Origin of the sequence: Corynebacterium pilbarense, from assembly GCF_026930265.1 — a bacterium.
GTDB classification, from domain to species: domain Bacteria; phylum Actinomycetota; class Actinomycetes; order Mycobacteriales; family Mycobacteriaceae; genus Corynebacterium; species Corynebacterium pilbarense.
On the sequence record NZ_JANRML010000001.1, the window covers coordinates 39509 to 57970 of the forward strand.

The window sequence follows — 18462 nt, forward strand, 5'->3', positions numbered from 1 at the left end:
CATGAGTAAACAGCTGGGGCAAGTGCAGGCGGCGGTGGAGGACTTCGCCGAATACGCCGAACTTGTCCTCGGCCGCTCCGCGAACACGGTCAAAGGCTACGTCGCGGACCTTAAGGGGCTCGTCGGCTACGCGGACACCTTCGACGAGTTCACCCTCGACGCGCTGAGGCGCTGGCTCGCTGACGCGATGGGTGCTGGCAAAAGCCGGGCCACGCTGGCACGCCGCACCGCCGCTGCTCGCGCCTTTTCCACCTGGGCCTACCGCCGGGGCGACATCAGCGCTGACGCCGCGGCGCGACTCAAGGCCCCCAAGGTCAACCGCCCGCTGCCCACAGTGGTCAAGGGGGAGCGCGCAGGCGAGCTCGTCGAGGCGGGTGCGGCCGACGATGCCCACCCCGCCGAGTACCTGCGCGACCGCGCCATGCTCGAACTGCTCTACGCCACCGGCATCCGCGTCGGGGAGCTGACGGGGCTAAACCTCGGCGACGTGGACCTTGCCCGTGGGCTCGCCCACGTCACCGGCAAGGGCAACAAGCAGCGCGTCGTGCCGTTCGGCGACGAAGCCGCAGCCGCCGTGTCCGAGTGGCTAGAGTTCGGCCGCGCAGAACTCACGGGCGACACGCAGGCGATGTTCGTCGGCTCCCGCGGCGGGCGCATCGACCAGCGCCAGGTGCGCCGCATAGTCGAGCGCGCCGGGCAGCGCGCCGGGGTGGAACACGTCAGCCCGCACACGCTGCGCCACACCACTGCCACCCACATGCTCGAAGGTGGGGCGGATCTGCGCGTGGTGCAGGAGATGCTCGGCCACACCAGCCTGCAAACCACACAGATCTACACCCACGTCTCCGCGCAGCGGCTCAAACGCGTCTACGACCAGGCGCACCCGCGCGCGTAGTGGCGCCGTCTAAGGGTTTGAGTCGGATCCGCGGCGCTTCCAACAGCGTGAGCGGATCGATGTAGGAGTCCTTGCCCACCAGCGCACCCCAGTGCAAACCGTCGTGGGATCCGGAAAACCCCGCCGGGGCGTGCGCCAGAGAGCCAATCGATTCGCCTTCGCGCACCTTGTCACCCACGGCAAGCGGGGAGCGCACCGGCTGATACGTGGTGCGGATCTCGCCTGCGTGGTCGACGGAGATCACCGGGGTGCCGGCTACCACGCCCACGAAGGCGACAACGCCGTCGCCGGCGGCCAGCACGTCAGCGCCGAGGCGCAGGGGTAAATCCACGCCGCGGTGCCCGGGTTTCCAATTCTGCTCCGGGATGTCAGCAGGGCGCGACACCGCGGCCGGATACGGGGTGCCGGCTGCCGGGTCCACCCAGGCGGCGGCCGGGGTGGCGCTGATGGCGGCGGCGAGGATAAGGGCGGTGGCGGACCGGAGGATCGTCGATAAGCGCATGCGTGAATACGAGCACGCTGAAGGCAAGAAAACTAGCCTGGATGCGAAAATCTGTGGATAACCCGCCGCCCGCCGCGACGTTATCCACAGAAGACGCAGTAGAGATTAGGTTTTGTGGGCGCGGGCGGGTAGTGTTGCACGGGCAGCTTTTATGGGCTGACTACGCGCGCCGGATAATGCCTGCTCAGCGACGGTCCCTCTCACAGGGTGCAGGGCGAGCACGGTGCCAGGGTGCGGGATAAAAACCCGCACGTGAGACAAGCAATTAACCGAACTACTTTCTCCGAAGGAGACAAAACCATGGCAGTTGTAACCATGCGTGAACTCCTCGACGCCGGTGTGCACTTCGGCCACCAGACGCGTCGCTGGAACCCGAAGATGCGCCGCTTCATCTTCACCGACCGTAACGGCATCTACATCATCGACCTGCAGCAGACGCTGACCTACATCGATGAGGCCTACGAGTTTGTCAAGGAGACCGTCGCACACGGCGGCACTATCCTGTTCGTCGGCACCAAGAAGCAGGCACAGGAGCCGATCCAGGAAGAGGCGCAGCGCGTCGGCATGCCGTACGTGACGCACCGCTGGCTGGGCGGCATGCTCACCAACTTCCAGACCGTGTCCAAGCGCATCGGCCGCATGAAGGAACTGCAGGCCATGGACGCAGCCGAGGACGGTTACGCAGGCCGCGGCAAGAAGGAAGTCCTCATGCTCACCCGCGAGCGCATCAAGCTCGAGCGTGTGCTGGGCGGCATTGCCGACATGACCAAGGCACCGTCCGCGCTGTGGATCGTGGACACCAACAAGGAGCACATCGCCGTCAACGAGGCGCAGAAGCTGCGCATCCCGGTGGTTGCCATCCTGGACACCAACTGCGACCCGGACGTTGTCGACTTCCCGATCCCGGGCAACGACGACGCTATCGGCGCCGTGAAGCTGCTCACCCACATCGTGGGCGAGGCTGTCATCGCCGGTAAGCAGCAGCGCGAGGAGCGCCAGCTCGCTTCCGCCCGCGACGCAGCCGGCGACAACGACGCGAAGCGTCAGGCTGAGGCTGCTGAGGCAGCGGCTCAGGCTGCCGCTTCCGAGGAAGTTTCCGCAGCTGACGCTGCGAAGGCTGCCGTCGCAGCTGAGTCCGCAGCTCCGCAGGAGGTCGCCGAGGTTGAGCAGCCGCACGCTGTTCGCGCAGCTGAGCAGGCTGAGGCCAAGGCCAACGAGTCCGGCGACGAGTCTGCAACCCAGGCGTAAGCTTTCCGGCTCACGCCACCTGCACGCGCACCCCGCGTTCCGCTCACGCCCGCCGGCACCACGCCCGGGGACAGTGCGGGCGCGGGGTGTTTTGCGTGCGCCCCCGCTCCAAGCCGTGCCACAACGAGTACTGTCGGCTACGCTTGAAACGGTTTGAACACTTTTAGCAACACATTCACGAGGAGGATCGCCCACTATGGCGAACTACACTGCTGCTGACGTCAAGAAGCTCCGCGAGACCACCGGTTCCGGCATGCTCGACTGCAAGAAGGCACTCGAGGAGACCGGCGGCGACTTCGATAAGGCCGTCGAAAACCTCCGCATCAAGGGCGCCAAGGACGTGGGCAAGCGCGCAGAGCGCAACGCCCTCGAGGGCCTGGTCGCCATCTCCGGCAACACCATCGTCGAGATCAACTCCGAGACCGACTTCGTTGCCAAGAACCAGGAGTTCAAGGACATCGCCGCACAGATCGCCGACGCCGCAGCAGCAGCGAAGGCGAACTCCCAGGAGGAGCTGGCGAACGCAGACGTGAACGGCGAGACCGCGCACGACGTCCTGGAGCGCCTCTCCGCAAAGATCGGCGAGAAGCTCGAGCTGCGCCGCGCCACCACCATCGAGGGTGAGCAGGTGGCCAAGTACCTGCACCAGAAGGCTGCAGACCTGCCGCCGGCAGTTGGCGTCCTCGTGTCCTACACCGGCGACAACGCTGAGGCCGCACACCAGGTCGCTCTGCAGATCGCAGCGATGAAGGCCCGCTACCTCAACCAGGCGTCCGTCCCGGCCGACGTCGTTGAGAAGGAGCGTGCGGTCCAGGAGGAGATCACCCGCAACGAGGGCAAGCCGGAAGCTGCCATCGCCAAGATCGTCGAGGGCCGCATGGGCGGCTTCTTCAAGGACGTTGTCCTGCTGGATCAGCCGTCCCTGGCTGACTCCAAGAAGACCGTCAAGCAGTTCGCCGAGGAGAGCGGCATCGAGGTCCTGGACTTCGCCCGCTTCGAGGTCGGCCAGGCTTAAGCTGCCGTAGAACAGCGCTTCACGGCCAAGCCCCGCAGAGCGCTTCCGCCCAGTTGGGCCGGTGGCGTCTGCGGGGCTTCGTCGTCAAGCACACAGCCCGGAGTGCGCGTTTCGGTGCCCGCGCGAAAGCGCGTCTAGAATCGTTCGCGAACATCTGAACAACCCGCCGCGCAGAAGGAGCGAATTTCGGTGACTGACCTCAATCCCAGCCGCACAGGTTTCAAGCGAGTGATGCTGAAGTTGGGCGGTGAAATGTTCGGCGGAGGCAAGGTCGGCATCGACCCGGACGTGGTCGAGTCCGTCGCGCGCCAGATCGCTGACGTGGCACGTGCAGGCACCGAGGTTGCCGTGGTCATCGGCGGCGGCAACTTCTTCCGCGGCGCCGAGCTGCAACAGCGCGGCATGGACCGCGCACGCTCCGACTACATGGGCATGCTGGGCACGGTGATGAACTGCCTGGCGCTGCAGGACTTTTTGCAGCAGATGGGTGTGGACTGCCGCGTGCAAACGTCCATCAACATGGCGCAGATCGCGGAGCCGTACCTGCCGCTGCGCGCCGCCCGCCACCTGGAAAAGGGCCGTGTGGTCATCTTCGGCGCCGGCATGGGTATGCCGTACTTCTCCACCGACACCACCGCTGCCCAGCGCGCGCTGGAGATCGGCTGCGAGGTGCTGCTGATGGCCAAGGGCGTTGACGGCGTGTACGACTCTGACCCGCGCGAGAACTCGGACGCGAAGCTGTACTCCGAAATCTCCCCGCGCGAGGTCATCGAAAACGGCCTGAAGGCCGCTGACGCCACCGCGTTCAGCCTCTGCATGGACAACAACATGCCCATCTTGGTGTTCAACCTGCTGCAGGAGGGCAACATCGCCCGCGCCGTCTCCGGCGAGCAGGTGGGCACGCTGGTGGCCTAAGCGCGCAACAGCTCGGCCTGTGCTGCAAGGCCGAGCAACTCCGGGCCGCTGAGCTTCAGGCTGCCCAGATGCACCCCCGCGAGCGCGATCGCGGGGGTGCGCAGCATATTAAATACCGAACACCACGGCGACCATTCGGTTTGCGCGTGGAAGCTCTCCTCCGGGCTGAGCGAGGGGAAGTAGCCGAGCGGGGGCGGATCGAAAGCGATCGTGGGGGAGAGCACAGCATCCACGCCCCACTGCGCCGCGAGCAACGCGGGCAACCCGCGCGTGTGCGCCTTTGCTGCGGCGACGTCATCTGGGCGTAGGCGGTGCGCCTGATCCTTCAGCCACGCGATGTAGCCGCTGTCCAGAGGGTCCACATCCTTGAACGAGCGCTTGATTGTGGTGCTGAAGTGCGCGTACGTCTCGCGCGATTCGGCATAGGGGGAAATCTCCACCACATCGTGGGCGCGTCCGAGGGCAGCAGCAAGCTTCTCGACGTCAGCTCCGCGCCGCTCCGCCACCTCAGGGGCCGCAAACACGCCGCGGGTGAGCACGCCGATGCGCAGCCGTCGCCGGGCCGGCGGCGCCCATCCCGTCACCGTGAACAGGTCGCCGACGTTGCGGGTGAACAACCCGTGGGCGGACAGATCGCGGCTGGCGAGTTTGAGCCCCACCACCCCGCAGGCCGCGGCCGGCACACGGATCGAGCCGCCGGCGTCGGTCCCGTGGGCCGCACGCACCGTCTCGTCCGCGACCACGACTGCCGCGCCCGCGGAGGAGCCGCCGGGCGTGCAGCCGGGGAAGGCGGGGGATTCCAGCACGGGCACACCGGGGCGTTCCGCGTAGCAGGTCGCGCCGAGCTCGGAGGTGAGGGTTTTGGCGCTGACGCGCGCTCCGGCGTCGATAAGCATCTGCGCAAACGGGTCTGTCGCTTGCGCGGTGTAAGCGCGTGCGGGGTTGCCGTGCGTGGTGGGCATGCCGGCGACATCCGTGCCGTCTTTGATCGGAATGCTCCAGCCGGAAAGCCGCCCGCCGAGCGGGCCGGTGAGCGCGGCGCCGGGCGGCGCAACGAACGTGAAGGCTGGGTGCGGCATGGCGACAGTCTAGGCACGCGGCTGGCGCTGGTAAGTTAAGGGGGACGCAAACCCGAGAAACGATAGGGGTAAAAACCATGATTGATGACGTTTTGCTGGACGCCGAAGAGCGCATGACCGCCTCCGTTGAGCACACCCGAAACGAGCTGGCCACCATCCGGACCGGCCGCGCGAACCCGGCCATGTTCAACGGCGTGATGGCCGACTTCTACGGTGCTCCCACCCCGATCAACCAGATGGCCACCATCTCGGTGCCGGAGCCGCGCATGCTTCTGATCAAGCCGTACGACATGTCCACCATGGGCGAGATCGAAAACGCCATCCGCAACTCCGACCTCGGTGTGAACCCGACGGACGACGGCCAGGTCATCCGCGTGTCCGTCCCGCAGCTCACCGAGGAGCGCCGCAAGGAGCTGGTCAAGCAGGCCAAGCAGAAGGGCGAAGACGGCAAGATCGCCATCCGCAACGTGCGCCGCCAGGGCATGGAAGCGCTGAAGAAGATCCAGAAGGACGGCGACGCGGGCGAAGACGAGGTCATCACCGCTGAAAAGTCGCTGGACAAAACCACTCAGGACTACGTCGGTCAGATCGACGAGATCGTGCAGCGCAAGGAAAACGAGCTGCTGGAGGTCTAAGCCGACGTGTCGAAGGCGCAGACGGAAACCACTGAGATGGGTGCGGCGGTAAGTGATGCGCCGGAGGAGCGCGAGGCCAACCCGAGCCGCTGGCCCAGCCGCGCCCCGAAGCCGAAGAACAAGGCGGGGCGCGACCTGCCAGCGGCGATTGCCACGGGCGTGGTGCTCGGCGCGCTGGTAATAGCGGCGGTGTGGATCGGGCCCATGGCCTGGTACCCGCTGGTCGCCGCCGCCGTGGCGCTGGCCATGTGGGAGGTGATGACCCGCCTGCGCGAGGCCGGCTACGTCCAGCCGCGCACGCTGATGATCATCCTCGGCCAGGCCATGCTCTGGCTGTCTGCGCCTTACGGCACCACAGGGCTGGTCTCCGGATTCGCCTTCACCGTGCTGGTGGTGATGTTCTGGGGCATGTTCCACCAAGGTAGACACCACCAGCCCGAGAACTACCTGCGCGACACCGCGGTGGCGATCTTCGTGCTGGCGTGGATCCCGCTGTTCGGCACATTCGCAGCCATGATCTCCCGGATCACCGAGGCAGGGGTGGACGGCTCCGCCTACATCGTGGCGTTCATGCTGTGCGTGGTGGCCAACGACGTCGGCGGTTACGCCGCCGGCGTGATGTTCGGCTCACACCCGATGGCCCCGGCGGTGAGCCCCAACAAGTCCTGGGAGGGCTTTGCCGGCTCCATGATCGCCGGCATCGTCACCGGTGTGCTGGTAGTGACCTTCCTCATCCACGGCCCATGGTGGATGGGCATCGTGCTCGGCATCGCGCTGGTCATCTGTGCGACCATGGGCGATTTGGTGGAAAGCCAGTTCAAGCGCGAGCTGGGCATCAAGGACATGTCCAACCTGCTGCCGGGTCACGGCGGCATTATGGACCGCCTCGACGGCATGCTGCCCGCCGCGGCGGCGACGTATATCCTGCTCACCACCATCGCGCTGATGAACGGCTAAACGGCGGTTTTCCGCCCGCGCCAGATTCGAAATTCGCGGCGCGACGTGCCAAGATGGGGCGCATTATGAGCGATTTCCCCCAGATCCAGCTGCTCGCGCCGAAGCGCGGCATGCCGCCGAAGCACTTCGCCGACTTGAGCAAATCCGAACGCATCGACGCGCTCAAGGAACTCGGCCTGCCAAAGTTCCGCGCCGACCAGATCGCGCGCCACTACTACGGCAAGTTCGAGGCCGACCCGCTAACCATGACGGACCTGCCGGAGGCGCAGCGCCAGACCGTCAAGGACGCGCTGTTTCCCACACTGCTCTCCCCGGTGCGCACGGTGGAGACCGATGAGGGCGACACCACGAAGACGCTGTGGCGGCTTCACGACGGCACCCTGCTGGAATCCGTCCTCATGCGCTACCCGGGCCGCGCCACCCTGTGCATCTCATCCCAGGCCGGTTGCGGCATGGCCTGCCCCTTCTGCGCCACCGGCCAGGGCGGGCTGGACCGCAACCTGTCCGTGGCGGAGATCGTGGACCAGGTGCGCGCCGCCGCCGCGATGATGGCCGCGGAGGGCTCGCGCCTGTCCAACATCGTGTTCATGGGCATGGGGGAGCCGCTGGCGAACTACAAACGCGTTGTGGAGGCGGTGCGCCAGATCACCCAGCCGTCGCCGGATGGCTTCGGCATCTCCCAGCGCAACGTCACCGTCTCCACGGTGGGTCTGGCCCCGCAGATCCGCATGCTCGCGGACGAGGGCCTGTCCTGCACCCTGGCTGTGAGCCTGCATACGCCTGACGACGAGCTCCGCGACGAACTCGTCCCCGTCAACAACCGCTTCGCAGTGTCCGAAGTGCTGGACGCCGCCCGCTACTACGCGGACGAGACCGGCCGCCGCGTGTCCATCGAGTACGCGCTTATCCGCGATATGAACGATCACGACTGGCGCGCGGACCTGCTGGGCAAGAAGCTGCACTCCGCGCTCGGATCGCGCGTGCACGTCAACGTCATCCCGCTCAACCCGACCCCGGGCTCGAAGTGGGACGCCTCGCCGAAGGCCCGCCAGGACGAGTTCGTCCGCCGCGTGGCCGCCCAGGGCGTGCCGTGCACTGTGCGCGACACCAAGGGCCAGGAAATCGCCGCCGCCTGCGGCCAGCTCGCCGCCGACGAGGACGCCAGCTAAAACCGCGCCCGGCTGCCCGCGGATTTAAGCTGGAGGGCGGTAGTCGGTGACACAGACCCTGGGAGGCTTACCCTGGGATCGCGCAAAAATCGCGCATTGCCAGGATGTGCCTCCCAGGGTTTGCCGTATGGAGGGGAACCCGTCGCGACCAAGGGGCACGAAAAAACCGCCAGCAGCGGGGGCTGGCGGTAACGGTGGCGTCGAGAAGCTTAGATGCGCTCGTGCTTGCCGCGGGACTCGACGGTGATGACCTCAACGTCTTCGCGCTGGTGCGGCGCGTCGACCGGGCGGGCAGCGGTGCGCTCAACCACACGCTCCTGGCCGTGTGCCGGGCGCAGGTGGGCGACGCGGCTCGGCTCGATGTTCAGGGCGCGCAGCTGGGAGTCGGAAAGGTTCTCGTACACGTCGCCGGAGAGGGTGGCCTGGTCGTACATCCAGTCCGGCTCCTGGTGGCCCACCGGCTTGTTGTGGGAGGTGACGGTGCGCACCTGGCTCAGCTTCGGCTTGGTCGCGTGCAGGATCAGGCCGAGTGCGATCAGCACAGCCAGGGCGATGAGCCAGATGGTCTCCACGTGGCCCTGGTGGTTGCCAAAGTTGTAGGCGATGAGGAACAGGACGGAGATCCAACCGGCGATCTGGATGGTGCGGTCCGTGAACGCGCTCCAGCCGAAACGGGCAGACGGAACGTCCGCCTCAGAAACACCGTTGTACACCTGGGGTGCGTTGTCCTTCGCGTGGGCCACTGGAATGCTCCTTCAAAGCCTGGTTAGCGGTTGCCAAGATTGGTAAAACTTTCAGCGCCTATCATCGCACACTGGGTTGGCCAAAGGGGACTTCTTACCCCCAATGTGTTCAAACTTTCGCACCACAGTCCACGGGATTATGCCCGCACAGTGCCAGAACGTGCTGTTTCATGTCACAATGGGCACGTGAAGAATGTAATCATCTTGGGCTCGACAGGTTCTATCGGATCTCAGGCGATTGATGTCATCCGCAAGCATAGGGACCAATTCGACGTGGTCGGCATCGCCACCGGTGGAACCAACCCGGAGCGGGCTATTGAGCAAGCCCGCGAATTCGGCCTTAGCGCCGACCAGGTTGCCGTGCGCGATCTGGAAGGAGCCAAGAAGGTTTCGAAGGCGCTCGGCGGCTTCGTTATTACCGGTGACACCTGCGCTGCGGCTCTGGTGGAGTCGCAGGAGGCGGACCTGGTGCTCAACGCGCTCGTCGGCTCCGCCGCGGGTCTGCCGGCGACCCTCGCCGCGCTGAAGTCCGGCGCGACGCTCGCGCTGGCAAACAAGGAGTCGCTCGTTGCCGGCGGCCGTTTCGTGCTGGAAGCGGCGAAACCCGGACAGATTGTCCCGGTGGATTCGGAGCATTCCGCGATGGCCCAATCGCTGCGCTCCGGCGACCGCGGGGAGGTGGCCCGCTTCGTGCTCACCGCCTCCGGTGGCCCATTCCGCGGCAATTCCCGCGAGGAACTGATGAACGTCACCTACGAGCAGGCCGTCGCCCACCCGACGTGGTCTATGGGCTCTATGAACTCGCTGAACTCCGCGACGATGGTGAACAAGGGCCTGGAGCTGATTGAGGCATCGCTACTGTTCGACGTCGAGCCGGACAACATCGACGTCACGGTCCACCCGCAGTCCATCGTCCACTCCATGGTGACGTTCACCGACGGCGCCACGATCGCCCAGGCGTCCCCGCCGTCGATGATGCTGCCGATCTCCCACGCGCTGAACTGGCCGAACCGTATCCCGGACGCGCAGCCTGCCCTGGACTTCTCGCAGGCCTTCGAATGGACCTTCGAGCCGTTGGATGAGGAAGCGTTCCCGGCGGTGAAGCTGGCACGCCAGGCGGCTGAGAAGGGCGAGCCGTACCCGGCGATCTACAACGCGGCCAACGAGGTTGCCGTTGACGCGTTCGTGGCAGGCCGCATCAAGTTCCCGTACATCGTGGACATCATCGCCGAGGTTCTCGAGAACGCGGATGATTTCGCGGAGGCACCGGCCGACGTCAACGCGGTCCTGCGCACCGAATCCCGCGCTCGCGAGCGTGCGGAGGCCGTTGTCGAGCGCCTCGCGCACAAGTAGCGCACTAGGGGTTCTGTGGGTGCGCTAGGCATTCTGGCGTTCGCGCTTGCGATCGCCGCGTCCATTGCGCTGCACGAGGCGGGGCACATGTTCACTGCCCGCGCCTTTGGCATGCGCGTGCGACGCTATTTCATTGGATTTGGCCCCACGGTGTGGTCGACCACGAAGGGCCACACGGAGTACGGCCTTGCCGCGCTGCCGTTCGGCGGGTTTTGCGACATCGCGGGCATGACTGCGATGGATCCCCTCACGCCGGAGGAGGAGCCGCACGCGATGGTGAACAAGCCGGCGTGGCAGCGCATCGCGGTGCTTGCCGGCGGCATTGTGATGAACCTGCTCATCGGCGTTGTCATCACCTACTTTGTGGCGGTGTTTTCCGGCATCCCGAATCCGGACGCGGACTTCACCCCGCGCGTGGGCAAGACGGTGTGCGTCGCCGACCAGGTGGACGCCGACACACTGGGGGAGTGCTCCGGTGCGGGCCCGGCGGGCGAGGCCGGTGTCCAGGTCGGCGACACGCTGGTGGCGCTTGACGGGCAGGAGATTGAGCAATTCGGGCAGTTGCGGGATGCCGTCGCTAAGCAGCCTGGCGAAACCGTGCGCCTCGAGGTGCTGCGCGGCGGAGAAACCGTCACCCTCGACGTGCCTGTCGCCGAGGTTGAGCGCATCGACCCGGCCACCGGCGAGCGCGTCACCCAGGGTGCGGTGGGCATCGTCTCAGCGCCCCCCACGGACGCGGTGAAGCAGTACGGCCCGGCAGAAGCGGTGCCTGCGACCTTCCGGTTCACCGGCCAAATGCTGCGCGCGACGGTGGACGGCATTGCGTCGTTCCCGGCGAAGATCCCGGGTGTTGTGGCCTCCATCTTCGGCGCGGAACGCGACATCGAGGGCCCGGTCAGTGTCATCGGTGCCTCGCGCACCGGCGGTGAGCTAGTGGAGCAGGATATGTGGTCTGCATTCTGGATGATGCTGGCCAACCTGAACTTCTTCCTCGCGCTGTTCAATCTTGTGCCGCTGCCGCCGCTGGACGGCGGGCACATTGCGGTGGTGCTGTACGAAAAGATTCGCGATGCTTTACGACGCCTCCGTGGCCTCGGCCCGGGCGCTCCCGCGAACTATGAAAAGCTCATGCCCTTGACGTACGCCATGGCTGCGCTGCTGCTCGGCGTCGGTGTGTTGGTCATGGCCGCGGACGTGGTCAACCCCGTCCGAATTTTTGGCTGACGGTGCTAGAGTTAGCCACCATGAACACCCCCATCGGATTAGGCATGCCCGAAGGCCCGGCACCGACTTTGGCTCCGCGCCGCAAGACCCGTCAGCTGATGGTGGGCGATGTCGGCGTCGGTTCGGATCACCCGATTTCCGTGCAGTCCATGACCACGACGAAGACGCACGACATCAACGCCACGCTTCAGCAGATCGCGCAGCTGACCACCGCGGGCTGCGACATCGTGCGAGTGGCTTGCCCGAAGACCGTGGACGCGGAAGCCCTGCCGGCCATTGCTGCGAAGTCGCCGATCCCGGTGATCGCGGACATCCACTTCCAGCCGAAGTACATCTTCGCGGCCATCGACGCCGGCTGTGCGGCCGTGCGTGTGAACCCGGGCAATATCAAGGAGTTCGACGGCCGCGTCAAGGAGGTGGCTAAGGCTGCGGGTGACGCCGGTATCCCGATCCGCATCGGCGTCAACGGCGGCTCCCTGGACAAGCGCCTGCTGGAGAAGTACGGCAAGGCCACCCCGGAAGCTCTGGTGGAGTCCGCAATCTACGAGGCCGGCCTGTTCGAGGAGTACGGCTACGGCGACATTGCCATTTCCGTGAAGCACTCCGACCCGGTGCTGATGGTGGAGGCCTACCGCCAGCTGGCGGAGAAGACCGATTACCCGCTGCACCTCGGCGTGACCGAGGCAGGCCCGAAATTCATGGGCACGATCAAGTCCTCCGTGGCCTTCGGCGCGCTGCTCTCGCAGGGTATCGGCGATACCATCCGCGTGTCCCTGTCCGCCGACCCGGTGGAGGAGATCAAGGTCGGCGACCAGATCCTGCAGGCGATGAACCTGCGCCCGCGCAAGCTGGAGATCGTCTCTTGCCCGTCCTGCGGCCGCGCTCAGGTGGATGTGTACAAGCTCGCCGAGGAGGTCACCGCTGGCCTGGACGGCATGGAGTTCCCGCTGCGCGTTGCCGTGATGGGCTGCGTTGTCAACGGCCCGGGCGAGGCGCGCGACGCCGACCTCGGTGTGGCGTCCGGCAACGGTAAGGGCCAGATCTTTGTCAAGGGTGAGGTCGTGGAGACCGTGCCGGAGTCCAAGATCGTGGAAACGCTCATTGATTACGCGCAGCGCATCGCCGAGGAGGAGGGCCTCGAGGAGGTCGAGGGCGCCAAGGCCGAGGTCAAGGTCACCCGCTAATATGCTGCGTCGCCGTGTCGCGGGGGTTGCGGTGGTGGCGCTGGCGGCGTCGATATGCAGTTGCACCCCGCGCCCCAACGACGCCGAACCTGCCGCCTCCGATTTCCTTAGCGCGCTGGAAAAGCGCGAGGTGAACTCTGCGCTTATCGACGACGCGTCCGCCGCCGAAACCTCGCTGAACGAGACGTGGGGTGGGCTGCAGGCGGAGGGCCTGAGCGCATCGCTTATCGACGTCAACCAGGACGACAACCTGGCCACCGCCACGTATGAGCTGCGCTGGGACCTGCCGCGCGAGCGGGACCTGACGTACCAGGCGCAGATGACGCTGACGCAGAGCGGCAATACGTGGAACGTGCGCTGGCAGCCGTCCGTTCTGCATCCGCGGCTGGGCGCGAACCAGCACCTGGAGCTGCGCTCGGTGGCGCCCTCGCAGGCAAGCGTGGTCTCTTCCGACGGGGTGGAGCTGCTCAAGCCCGGCACCGCGTACCGCGTGCTGGTGGACACCGACGAGATGCGCAGCGCAAGCTCGACGGCCGCGGGTATCAGTGCGGCACTGGCGAAGGCGCACGAGGTGGATCGCGGCGTGCCGCTGCGCGACGCGGAAGGTATTGCCAAAGAGCTGCAGGACGCCTCCGGCACCTACTCCGTCGCCGTGGTGCCCGCACCTGCGCGCGACGCGTTCGAAGCGGCGCTGGCTGGCGAGCCCGGCGTGCGGCTGAACGAAGAGGCCTCGATGGTCAACGCGCAGCCGGACTTCGCCCCCGACATCATGGCGCGCGTGGGCGAGCTGGTGCGCGACGATCTGCAGGGCGATTCCGGGTGGAGCGTCGACGTGGTCAACGAAAACGGCGCCTCCTACGAGGAGATCAAGCGCCAGGATGCCGCCCCGGCTCCGGCGGTGCACATCAGCCTGGACCACCGCATCCAGCGCGCTGCGGAGATGGCCTTAGAACCGGTCGCGGGCCAGCAGGCCATGATCGTGGCCATCCGGCCGTCCACAGGCGGGATCCTGGCCGTTGCGCAAACGCCGGCCGCCGACAAGGGCGGCAACCTGGCCACGATGGGCCAGTACCCGCCGGGCTCAACGTTTAAGATCCTCACCGCGTTCGCCGGGCTGACCAAGCAAGGGCTCATCCCGGGCTCGCCTGTGCCGTGCCCCGGAACGATGAACCTCTTTGGGCGCACCGTGACCAACTACGCAGGCTTCGGCCTGGGCACCGTGCCGCTAGAGACCGCGTTCGCTCGCTCCTGCAACACCACCTTCGCAGACATTTCCACGAAGCTGGCGCCAGGGGAGTTGAAGACCATCGGCAAGCAGTTCGGCCTCGGTATAGACATGGAGATCCCCGGAGTGGAGACCATCACAGGCTCCATCCCCGACGGCGATGAGCCGCTGGACCGCACCGAGGCCGGCTATGGCCAGGGCCTAGATCTGGCCAGCCCGTTTGGCATGGCGCTCGTCTCCGCCGCGGCCGCCCGCGGCTCGTTGCCCGTGCCGTATCTGGTGGAGGGTGAAGAGACGAAGCTGAGCGAGGACGCTCCGCCCATGGACCCGCAGGCGGTAGAGGAGCTGCGCCAGATGATGGCCGCGGTGACCGGCCCGGGTGGTACGGCGAGCGCGTTCACCGCGGGCGGCGACATCCGCGGCAAGACTGGTGAGGCCGAGATCAACGAAGGCTCCCACTCGTGGTTCACTGGCTACCGGGCAGACGACGACATTGCCTTCGCCACGCTGGTGGTCCTCGGAGGCGGTTCTGAGGCCGCTGTGGCGCTATCAGACCGGATGCTGCTGAACCTCGACGCGCCCGCCCAGTAAGCCTTGCAGCGGGCTGTGTTGGTCCGTTTGACCGCGGGTCTACCATTGGGGACATGAATAATCGAGGCCTACTCACCCCAGGAAAACCCACCCCAGAGCGCAAGGTGCCAAAGAGCATTGAGCGCCCCGAGTACGCGTGGAAGGACGAGGTCCAGGAGAACGTCGGCGAGCCGATCGTCCAGACCCCGGAGACCATCGAGGCGATGCGCGAGGCCTCCAAGATCGCGGCGAACGCGCTCGCGCTTGCCGGTGCTGCTGTAGCCCCAGGCAAGACCACCGACGAGATCGACGGTATGGTCCACGACTACCTGGTGGAGCACGGCGCATACCCGTCGACGCTGGGCTACCGCGGATACCCGAAGTCCTCCTGCATCTCCCTGAATGAAATTGTCTGCCACGGCATCCCGGACACCACGGTGATCCAGGAGGGCGACATCGTCAACATCGACGTCACCGCCTACAAAAACGGCGTGCACGGCGACACCAACGCCACTTTCTTCGCCGGCGAGGTGGCCCAGGAGCACAAGGACTTGGTGGACCGCACCTACCAGGCGATGATGCGTGGCATTAAGGCTGCGAAGCCGGGCCGCCAGATCAACGTGATCGGGCGCGTGATCGAGTCCTACGCCAAGCGCTTCGGCTACAACGTGGTCACTGACTTCACCGGCCACGGCGTGGGCACCACCTTCCACAACGGGCTTGTGGTGCTGCACTACGACTCCGACGCCTACACGGACGTCCTCGAGCCGGGCATGACGCTGACTATCGAGCCGATGATCAACCTCGGCGAGTTGCCGTACCGCGTGTGGGACGACGGCTGGACAGTGCAGAACGTCGACGGCGAGTACACCGCCCAGTTTGAGCACACCATCGTGATCACCGACGACGGCAACGAGATCCTCACCATCCCGGACGCGGACGTGGCCGCCGGGCAGCACATGCTGGGGGAGTAGCTCCTGCAGTAGTCAGAGCGAGTCTGTACGGAGTAATTCCGTACAGACCCGCCTGTTTTGTACGAAGAGCCGACCTTAGGCAGAACGAAACCCCGTCGCGATAAGCGACGGGGCTTCAGCCTTCTAGCTCAAGCGCTACTGTTTAGCGGGAGAGCGGGTGCTGCAGCCAGCCGTTGTAGAAGGAGAAGTTCAGGCCAGCGATGATCAGGCCGACCAGGGCGCCGATGGCAGCGACGATGGAGCCGTCGATCCAGTAGCGAGCCCACTGCGGAACGTCTTCCTTGTTGGTCTTGTTGCCGAAAGCGTCGGTCGGGTAGAACGGCTCGTCCTTGTCATCGAAGTACTGGGAAGAGCCCTTGCCACCGAAGAGGCCCTCGGTGCCGTCGCTGACGACCTTACCGAAGTCCTTGTCGCCCTCCTGCTTGCCAACGAAGACAACAGCCTTGTCGTTGGAGGTGGTCTCGTTCTGAGCATCCTCAGCGGACGCGATTGCGGTGCCGCCAGCGAGGACGGTCAAAGCGGTTGCGGAAGCAACTGCAGCGGTGCGGAAGTTACGCATCGTTTTCCTTCTTTCGAAATGTGAGTGGAATTGGTTTGCGGAAGTCCGCGGTCTTAGAAGTTGAATTCGCCGTGAACGAAGAAGTTGTACAGCGGGCCAACGATGAGGCCGACGAGTGCGGAGACAGCGGTGAAGATGGTTGCGCCGTAGCCGAGCTTGGCGTAACGCGGCTGTGCGTCGAAGTTGTCCTTCTCGCCGAAGATTGCCTCGCCGTCGGTGCCGCGCAGGTTGCCGTCCTCGTCGCGGAACTGGAGCCACTCGGAGTTGGTGATCTTGTGGGAGGAACCCGGCTTGACGCCGTCCTTGCCGTCCTTGTCCTCAACCGGACGGGACGGTGCGACGTAGGTGTTCTCTGCCGCGGTGGTGTCCTCAGTGGTCTCGGCGGTTGCGACTGCGGTGGAGCCGAATGCCACAGCGACGGCGGTAGCGCCGGCGAGGGCTGCCTTACGGAAATTACGCATGAAACGAAATCCTTCTCTGATAGTTCTTGCACGACGTCCGGGTGGAATTCAAAGAATCCCAGGGGCATTGAGCTCCTAGGACCGATAGCAAGCCCGGTGGGCTCGGTCCCGGTGTCTGCACTGACAATAGCCGAACACTTCCAGCCGTATGCAAGTTGACGCTTAAAAATTTTCAAAAGTTCAACCAAAGGTTGGAAAGCTTGGCGTTGGCTGAAAAGTTTGGGCTATTCCAAATATCTCTCACGTGCTCTTTTCGGCGGGTGTGCCGAAAAGGTCATGCCTTTTAACGCAGTCCCCCGAAAGAGGGGGTGAAGTAGAGGTTTAGACTTCTTTGAACGTCAGGTCGAGGCCGAGGATCGCGTTTTCGGTCACCTCTGCCAGGGACGGGTGGATCCAGTACTGAGACCGCGGGAAGTCCCGCAGATCCAGCCCGTACGCGAGAACGGTAACCATTTGCTGGATCAAGGTGGATGCCTGTGGGCCCATGTAGTGAGCCCCCAAAAGCTGGCCGCTTTGGCGGTCGGCCACCAGCTTCACCAAGCCGGTGGAGTCCTCCAAGCCCCAGCCGTAGGCCACGTCGCCGTAGTTCTGCACCTTCACCGTGACGTCGAAGCCGGCTTCCTCGGCCTGCTGTTCGGTCATCCCCACCGTCGCGATCTGCGGGTGGGTGAAGATCGCTGACGGGACGTGATCGTGCGGCATCGGCACCATCGTGGAATCGCCGTCGCCCGCCCAGGCTTGGAGCACGTTGTGCGTCACGGCGCGCTGTTCCGCGTTGGCCACGTGCTTGAGCTGATACGGCGACGACAGGTCGCCGAGCGCCCACACGCCGTCCACTGAGGTGCGGCCGAACTCGTCGACGGCGACGCGTCCGTCTTCGTGCGTTTCGATCCCGGCAGCGGCGACGTCGAGGGGGTCGCTGTTGGGGATACGGCCCGTGGCGATCAGGAGGGACTCGGAGCTGACCGTGGTGCCGTCGTCGAGCGTGAGCGTGACGCCGTCGCTGTCCTCGGAAGCGGAGGTGACCGTGCGGCCCATGTGGACGGTGTAGCGCTCGGCGGCGAGTTTGTTGAACGGCTCCGCGAGGTCCTCGTCCAGCTGTCGCAGCAGCTGCGAGCGGCTGATGATGGTCACCTCGGTGCCGAGGGCGTCAAAGACGTGCGCGAACTCCATGGCGATGAATCCCCCGCCGACGATGGTCAGAGACTTCGGCTGGCGCTCCAGGCGCATGATGTCCTCGTTGGTGTGGAATGTGACATCGTGTGCCCATTCCGGAATGAACGGGCGGGCGCCGGCGGCGAGGATGACCGTGTCGGCGGTGATGAGCTCTTCGGTCCCTCCGCGTCCGGTCGAAAGCTTCTTGGGGCCGACGAAGCGCGCTTCCACGTCGTAGACCGTGACGTTGGGGCAGCCGTTGCGGCGGTAGTCCTCTCCGCCCTTGGCGATCAGGTCGATGCGGTTTTCAAAGACACGCTCGACAATGCCGGGCCAGTCCGCGCCCTTGTATTCCAGGTCAATGCCGAGCTTTCCGGCCTCGCGCGCTGCGTACGCCTGCTCCGCGGCGAGCACGTACATCTTGGTGGGGATGCAGCCGACGTTGAGGCACGTGCCCCCGAACGCGCCTTTCTCCACGATCGCGACGTTCTTGTCGTCGAAGTCCGGAGTGAGGATGGAGTTGCCCGATCCCGTTCCCACAATGATCAGGTCGTAGTGTGTGGCATCCTGCAAATCGCTTCCGTGAGCGGGCATGGTCT

At 65.5% G+C, this 18462-nt stretch carries 18 protein-coding genes; 12 read left to right on the forward strand and 6 right to left on the reverse strand.

Annotation, left to right across the window (positions count from 1 at the left end; all coding sequences use genetic code 11):
* The first annotated feature begins 1 nt into the window (after window position 1).
* Window positions 2-895, forward strand: a complete 894-nt coding sequence (locus NUW87_RS00175; protein ID WP_269026764.1) for a tyrosine recombinase XerC — start codon at window positions 2-4, stop codon at window positions 893-895.
* Here NUW87_RS00175 and NUW87_RS00180 read toward each other — a convergent pair.
* Window positions 858-1397, reverse strand: coding sequence for a M23 family metallopeptidase (locus tag NUW87_RS00180; RefSeq protein ID WP_269026765.1), 540 nt, complete (start codon window positions 1395-1397; stop codon window positions 858-860). The two genes, NUW87_RS00175 and NUW87_RS00180, sit on opposite strands and share 38 nt — an antisense overlap.
* A 300-nt stretch (window positions 1398-1697) precedes the next feature.
* On the opposite strand from NUW87_RS00180, the gene rpsB reads away from it, so the two are divergent.
* The 3 genes from rpsB to pyrH all read left to right on the forward strand — a co-directional run bounded on the left by rpsB (window position 1698) and on the right by pyrH (window position 4575).
* Window positions 1698-2645, forward strand: a complete 948-nt coding sequence (rpsB, locus tag NUW87_RS00185) for a 30S ribosomal protein S2 (protein WP_239217162.1) — start codon at window positions 1698-1700, stop codon at window positions 2643-2645.
* A 196-nt stretch (window positions 2646-2841) separates the two neighbouring features.
* The gene (gene tsf, locus NUW87_RS00190) at window positions 2842-3660 is read left to right on the forward strand and encodes a translation elongation factor Ts (RefSeq protein ID WP_269026766.1); all 819 of its coding nucleotides are present in this window, start codon (window positions 2842-2844) and stop codon (window positions 3658-3660) included.
* A gap of 231 nt (window positions 3661-3891) precedes the next feature.
* Window positions 3892-4575 (forward strand): UMP kinase, encoded by a 684-nt coding sequence (gene pyrH / locus NUW87_RS00195; RefSeq protein WP_269027011.1) that lies wholly within the window; start codon window positions 3892-3894, stop codon window positions 4573-4575.
* Here the strand turns inward: pyrH and NUW87_RS00200 are convergent.
* Window positions 4572-5654, reverse strand: a complete 1083-nt coding sequence (locus NUW87_RS00200; RefSeq protein WP_269026767.1) for an amidase family protein — start codon at window positions 5652-5654, stop codon at window positions 4572-4574. The two genes, pyrH and NUW87_RS00200, sit on opposite strands and share 4 nt — an antisense overlap.
* A gap of 77 nt (window positions 5655-5731) precedes the next feature.
* Here NUW87_RS00200 and frr point away from each other — a divergent pair, with 77 nt between their 5' ends.
* The 3 genes from frr (at window position 5732) to rlmN (ending at window position 8415) form a co-directional block, all read left to right on the forward strand.
* A complete protein-coding gene (gene frr, locus NUW87_RS00205; RefSeq protein ID WP_181888652.1) occupies window positions 5732-6289 on the forward strand; it encodes a ribosome recycling factor in 558 nt (185 codons plus the stop codon).
* Window positions 6290-6325: 36 nt separating this feature from the next.
* Window positions 6326-7246 (forward strand): phosphatidate cytidylyltransferase, encoded by a 921-nt coding sequence (locus NUW87_RS00210; protein WP_272508559.1) that lies wholly within the window; start codon window positions 6326-6328, stop codon window positions 7244-7246.
* 65 nt (window positions 7247-7311) lie between these two features.
* The gene (gene rlmN / locus NUW87_RS00215) at window positions 7312-8415 is read left to right on the forward strand and encodes a dual-specificity RNA methyltransferase RlmN (protein ID WP_239217159.1); all 1104 of its coding nucleotides are present in this window, start codon (window positions 7312-7314) and stop codon (window positions 8413-8415) included.
* 209 nt (window positions 8416-8624) lie between these two features.
* On the opposite strand, the gene NUW87_RS00220 is transcribed toward rlmN, so the two are convergent.
* Entirely contained in the window at window positions 8625-9158 is a 534-nt protein-coding gene (locus NUW87_RS00220; protein WP_239217158.1) for a DUF2631 domain-containing protein, read from the reverse strand.
* A gap of 186 nt (window positions 9159-9344) precedes the next feature.
* On the opposite strand from NUW87_RS00220, the gene dxr reads away from it, so the two are divergent.
* From dxr to map, 5 genes are read left to right on the forward strand one after another with little or no spacing between them, the layout of a single operon-like run.
* Complete coding sequence (gene dxr / locus NUW87_RS00225) at window positions 9345-10511, forward strand: 1-deoxy-D-xylulose-5-phosphate reductoisomerase (RefSeq protein WP_269026768.1); 1167 nt, start codon at window positions 9345-9347, stop codon at window positions 10509-10511.
* Window positions 10512-10526: 15 nt separating this feature from the next.
* On the forward strand, window positions 10527-11735 hold the full coding sequence (locus NUW87_RS00230; RefSeq protein WP_269026769.1) for a M50 family metallopeptidase: 1209 nt from the start codon (window positions 10527-10529) through the stop codon (window positions 11733-11735).
* Between the two features lie 20 nt (window positions 11736-11755).
* Window positions 11756-12919 (forward strand): flavodoxin-dependent (E)-4-hydroxy-3-methylbut-2-enyl-diphosphate synthase, encoded by a 1164-nt coding sequence (gene ispG / locus NUW87_RS00235; protein ID WP_269026770.1) that lies wholly within the window; start codon window positions 11756-11758, stop codon window positions 12917-12919.
* A 1-nt stretch (window position 12920) separates the two neighbouring features.
* Window positions 12921-14735 (forward strand): penicillin-binding transpeptidase domain-containing protein, encoded by a 1815-nt coding sequence (locus NUW87_RS00240; RefSeq protein WP_269026771.1) that lies wholly within the window; start codon window positions 12921-12923, stop codon window positions 14733-14735.
* A gap of 53 nt (window positions 14736-14788) precedes the next feature.
* Complete coding sequence (gene map, locus NUW87_RS00245; RefSeq protein ID WP_269026772.1) at window positions 14789-15688, forward strand: type I methionyl aminopeptidase; 900 nt, start codon at window positions 14789-14791, stop codon at window positions 15686-15688.
* Window positions 15689-15830: 142 nt separating this feature from the next.
* Here the strand turns inward: map and NUW87_RS00250 are convergent, their stop codons facing one another.
* The 3 genes from NUW87_RS00250 to mtr form a co-directional block, all read right to left on the reverse strand.
* On the reverse strand, window positions 15831-16247 hold the full coding sequence (locus NUW87_RS00250; protein WP_269026773.1) for a hypothetical protein: 417 nt from the start codon (window positions 16245-16247) through the stop codon (window positions 15831-15833).
* A gap of 53 nt (window positions 16248-16300) precedes the next feature.
* Window positions 16301-16708, reverse strand: coding sequence for a hypothetical protein (locus NUW87_RS00255; RefSeq protein ID WP_269026774.1), 408 nt, complete (start codon window positions 16706-16708; stop codon window positions 16301-16303).
* A 321-nt stretch (window positions 16709-17029) separates the two neighbouring features.
* Window positions 17030-18457, reverse strand: coding sequence for a mycothione reductase (gene mtr, locus NUW87_RS00260; RefSeq protein WP_269026775.1), 1428 nt, complete (start codon window positions 18455-18457; stop codon window positions 17030-17032).
* Window positions 18458-18462 lie beyond the last annotated feature (5 nt).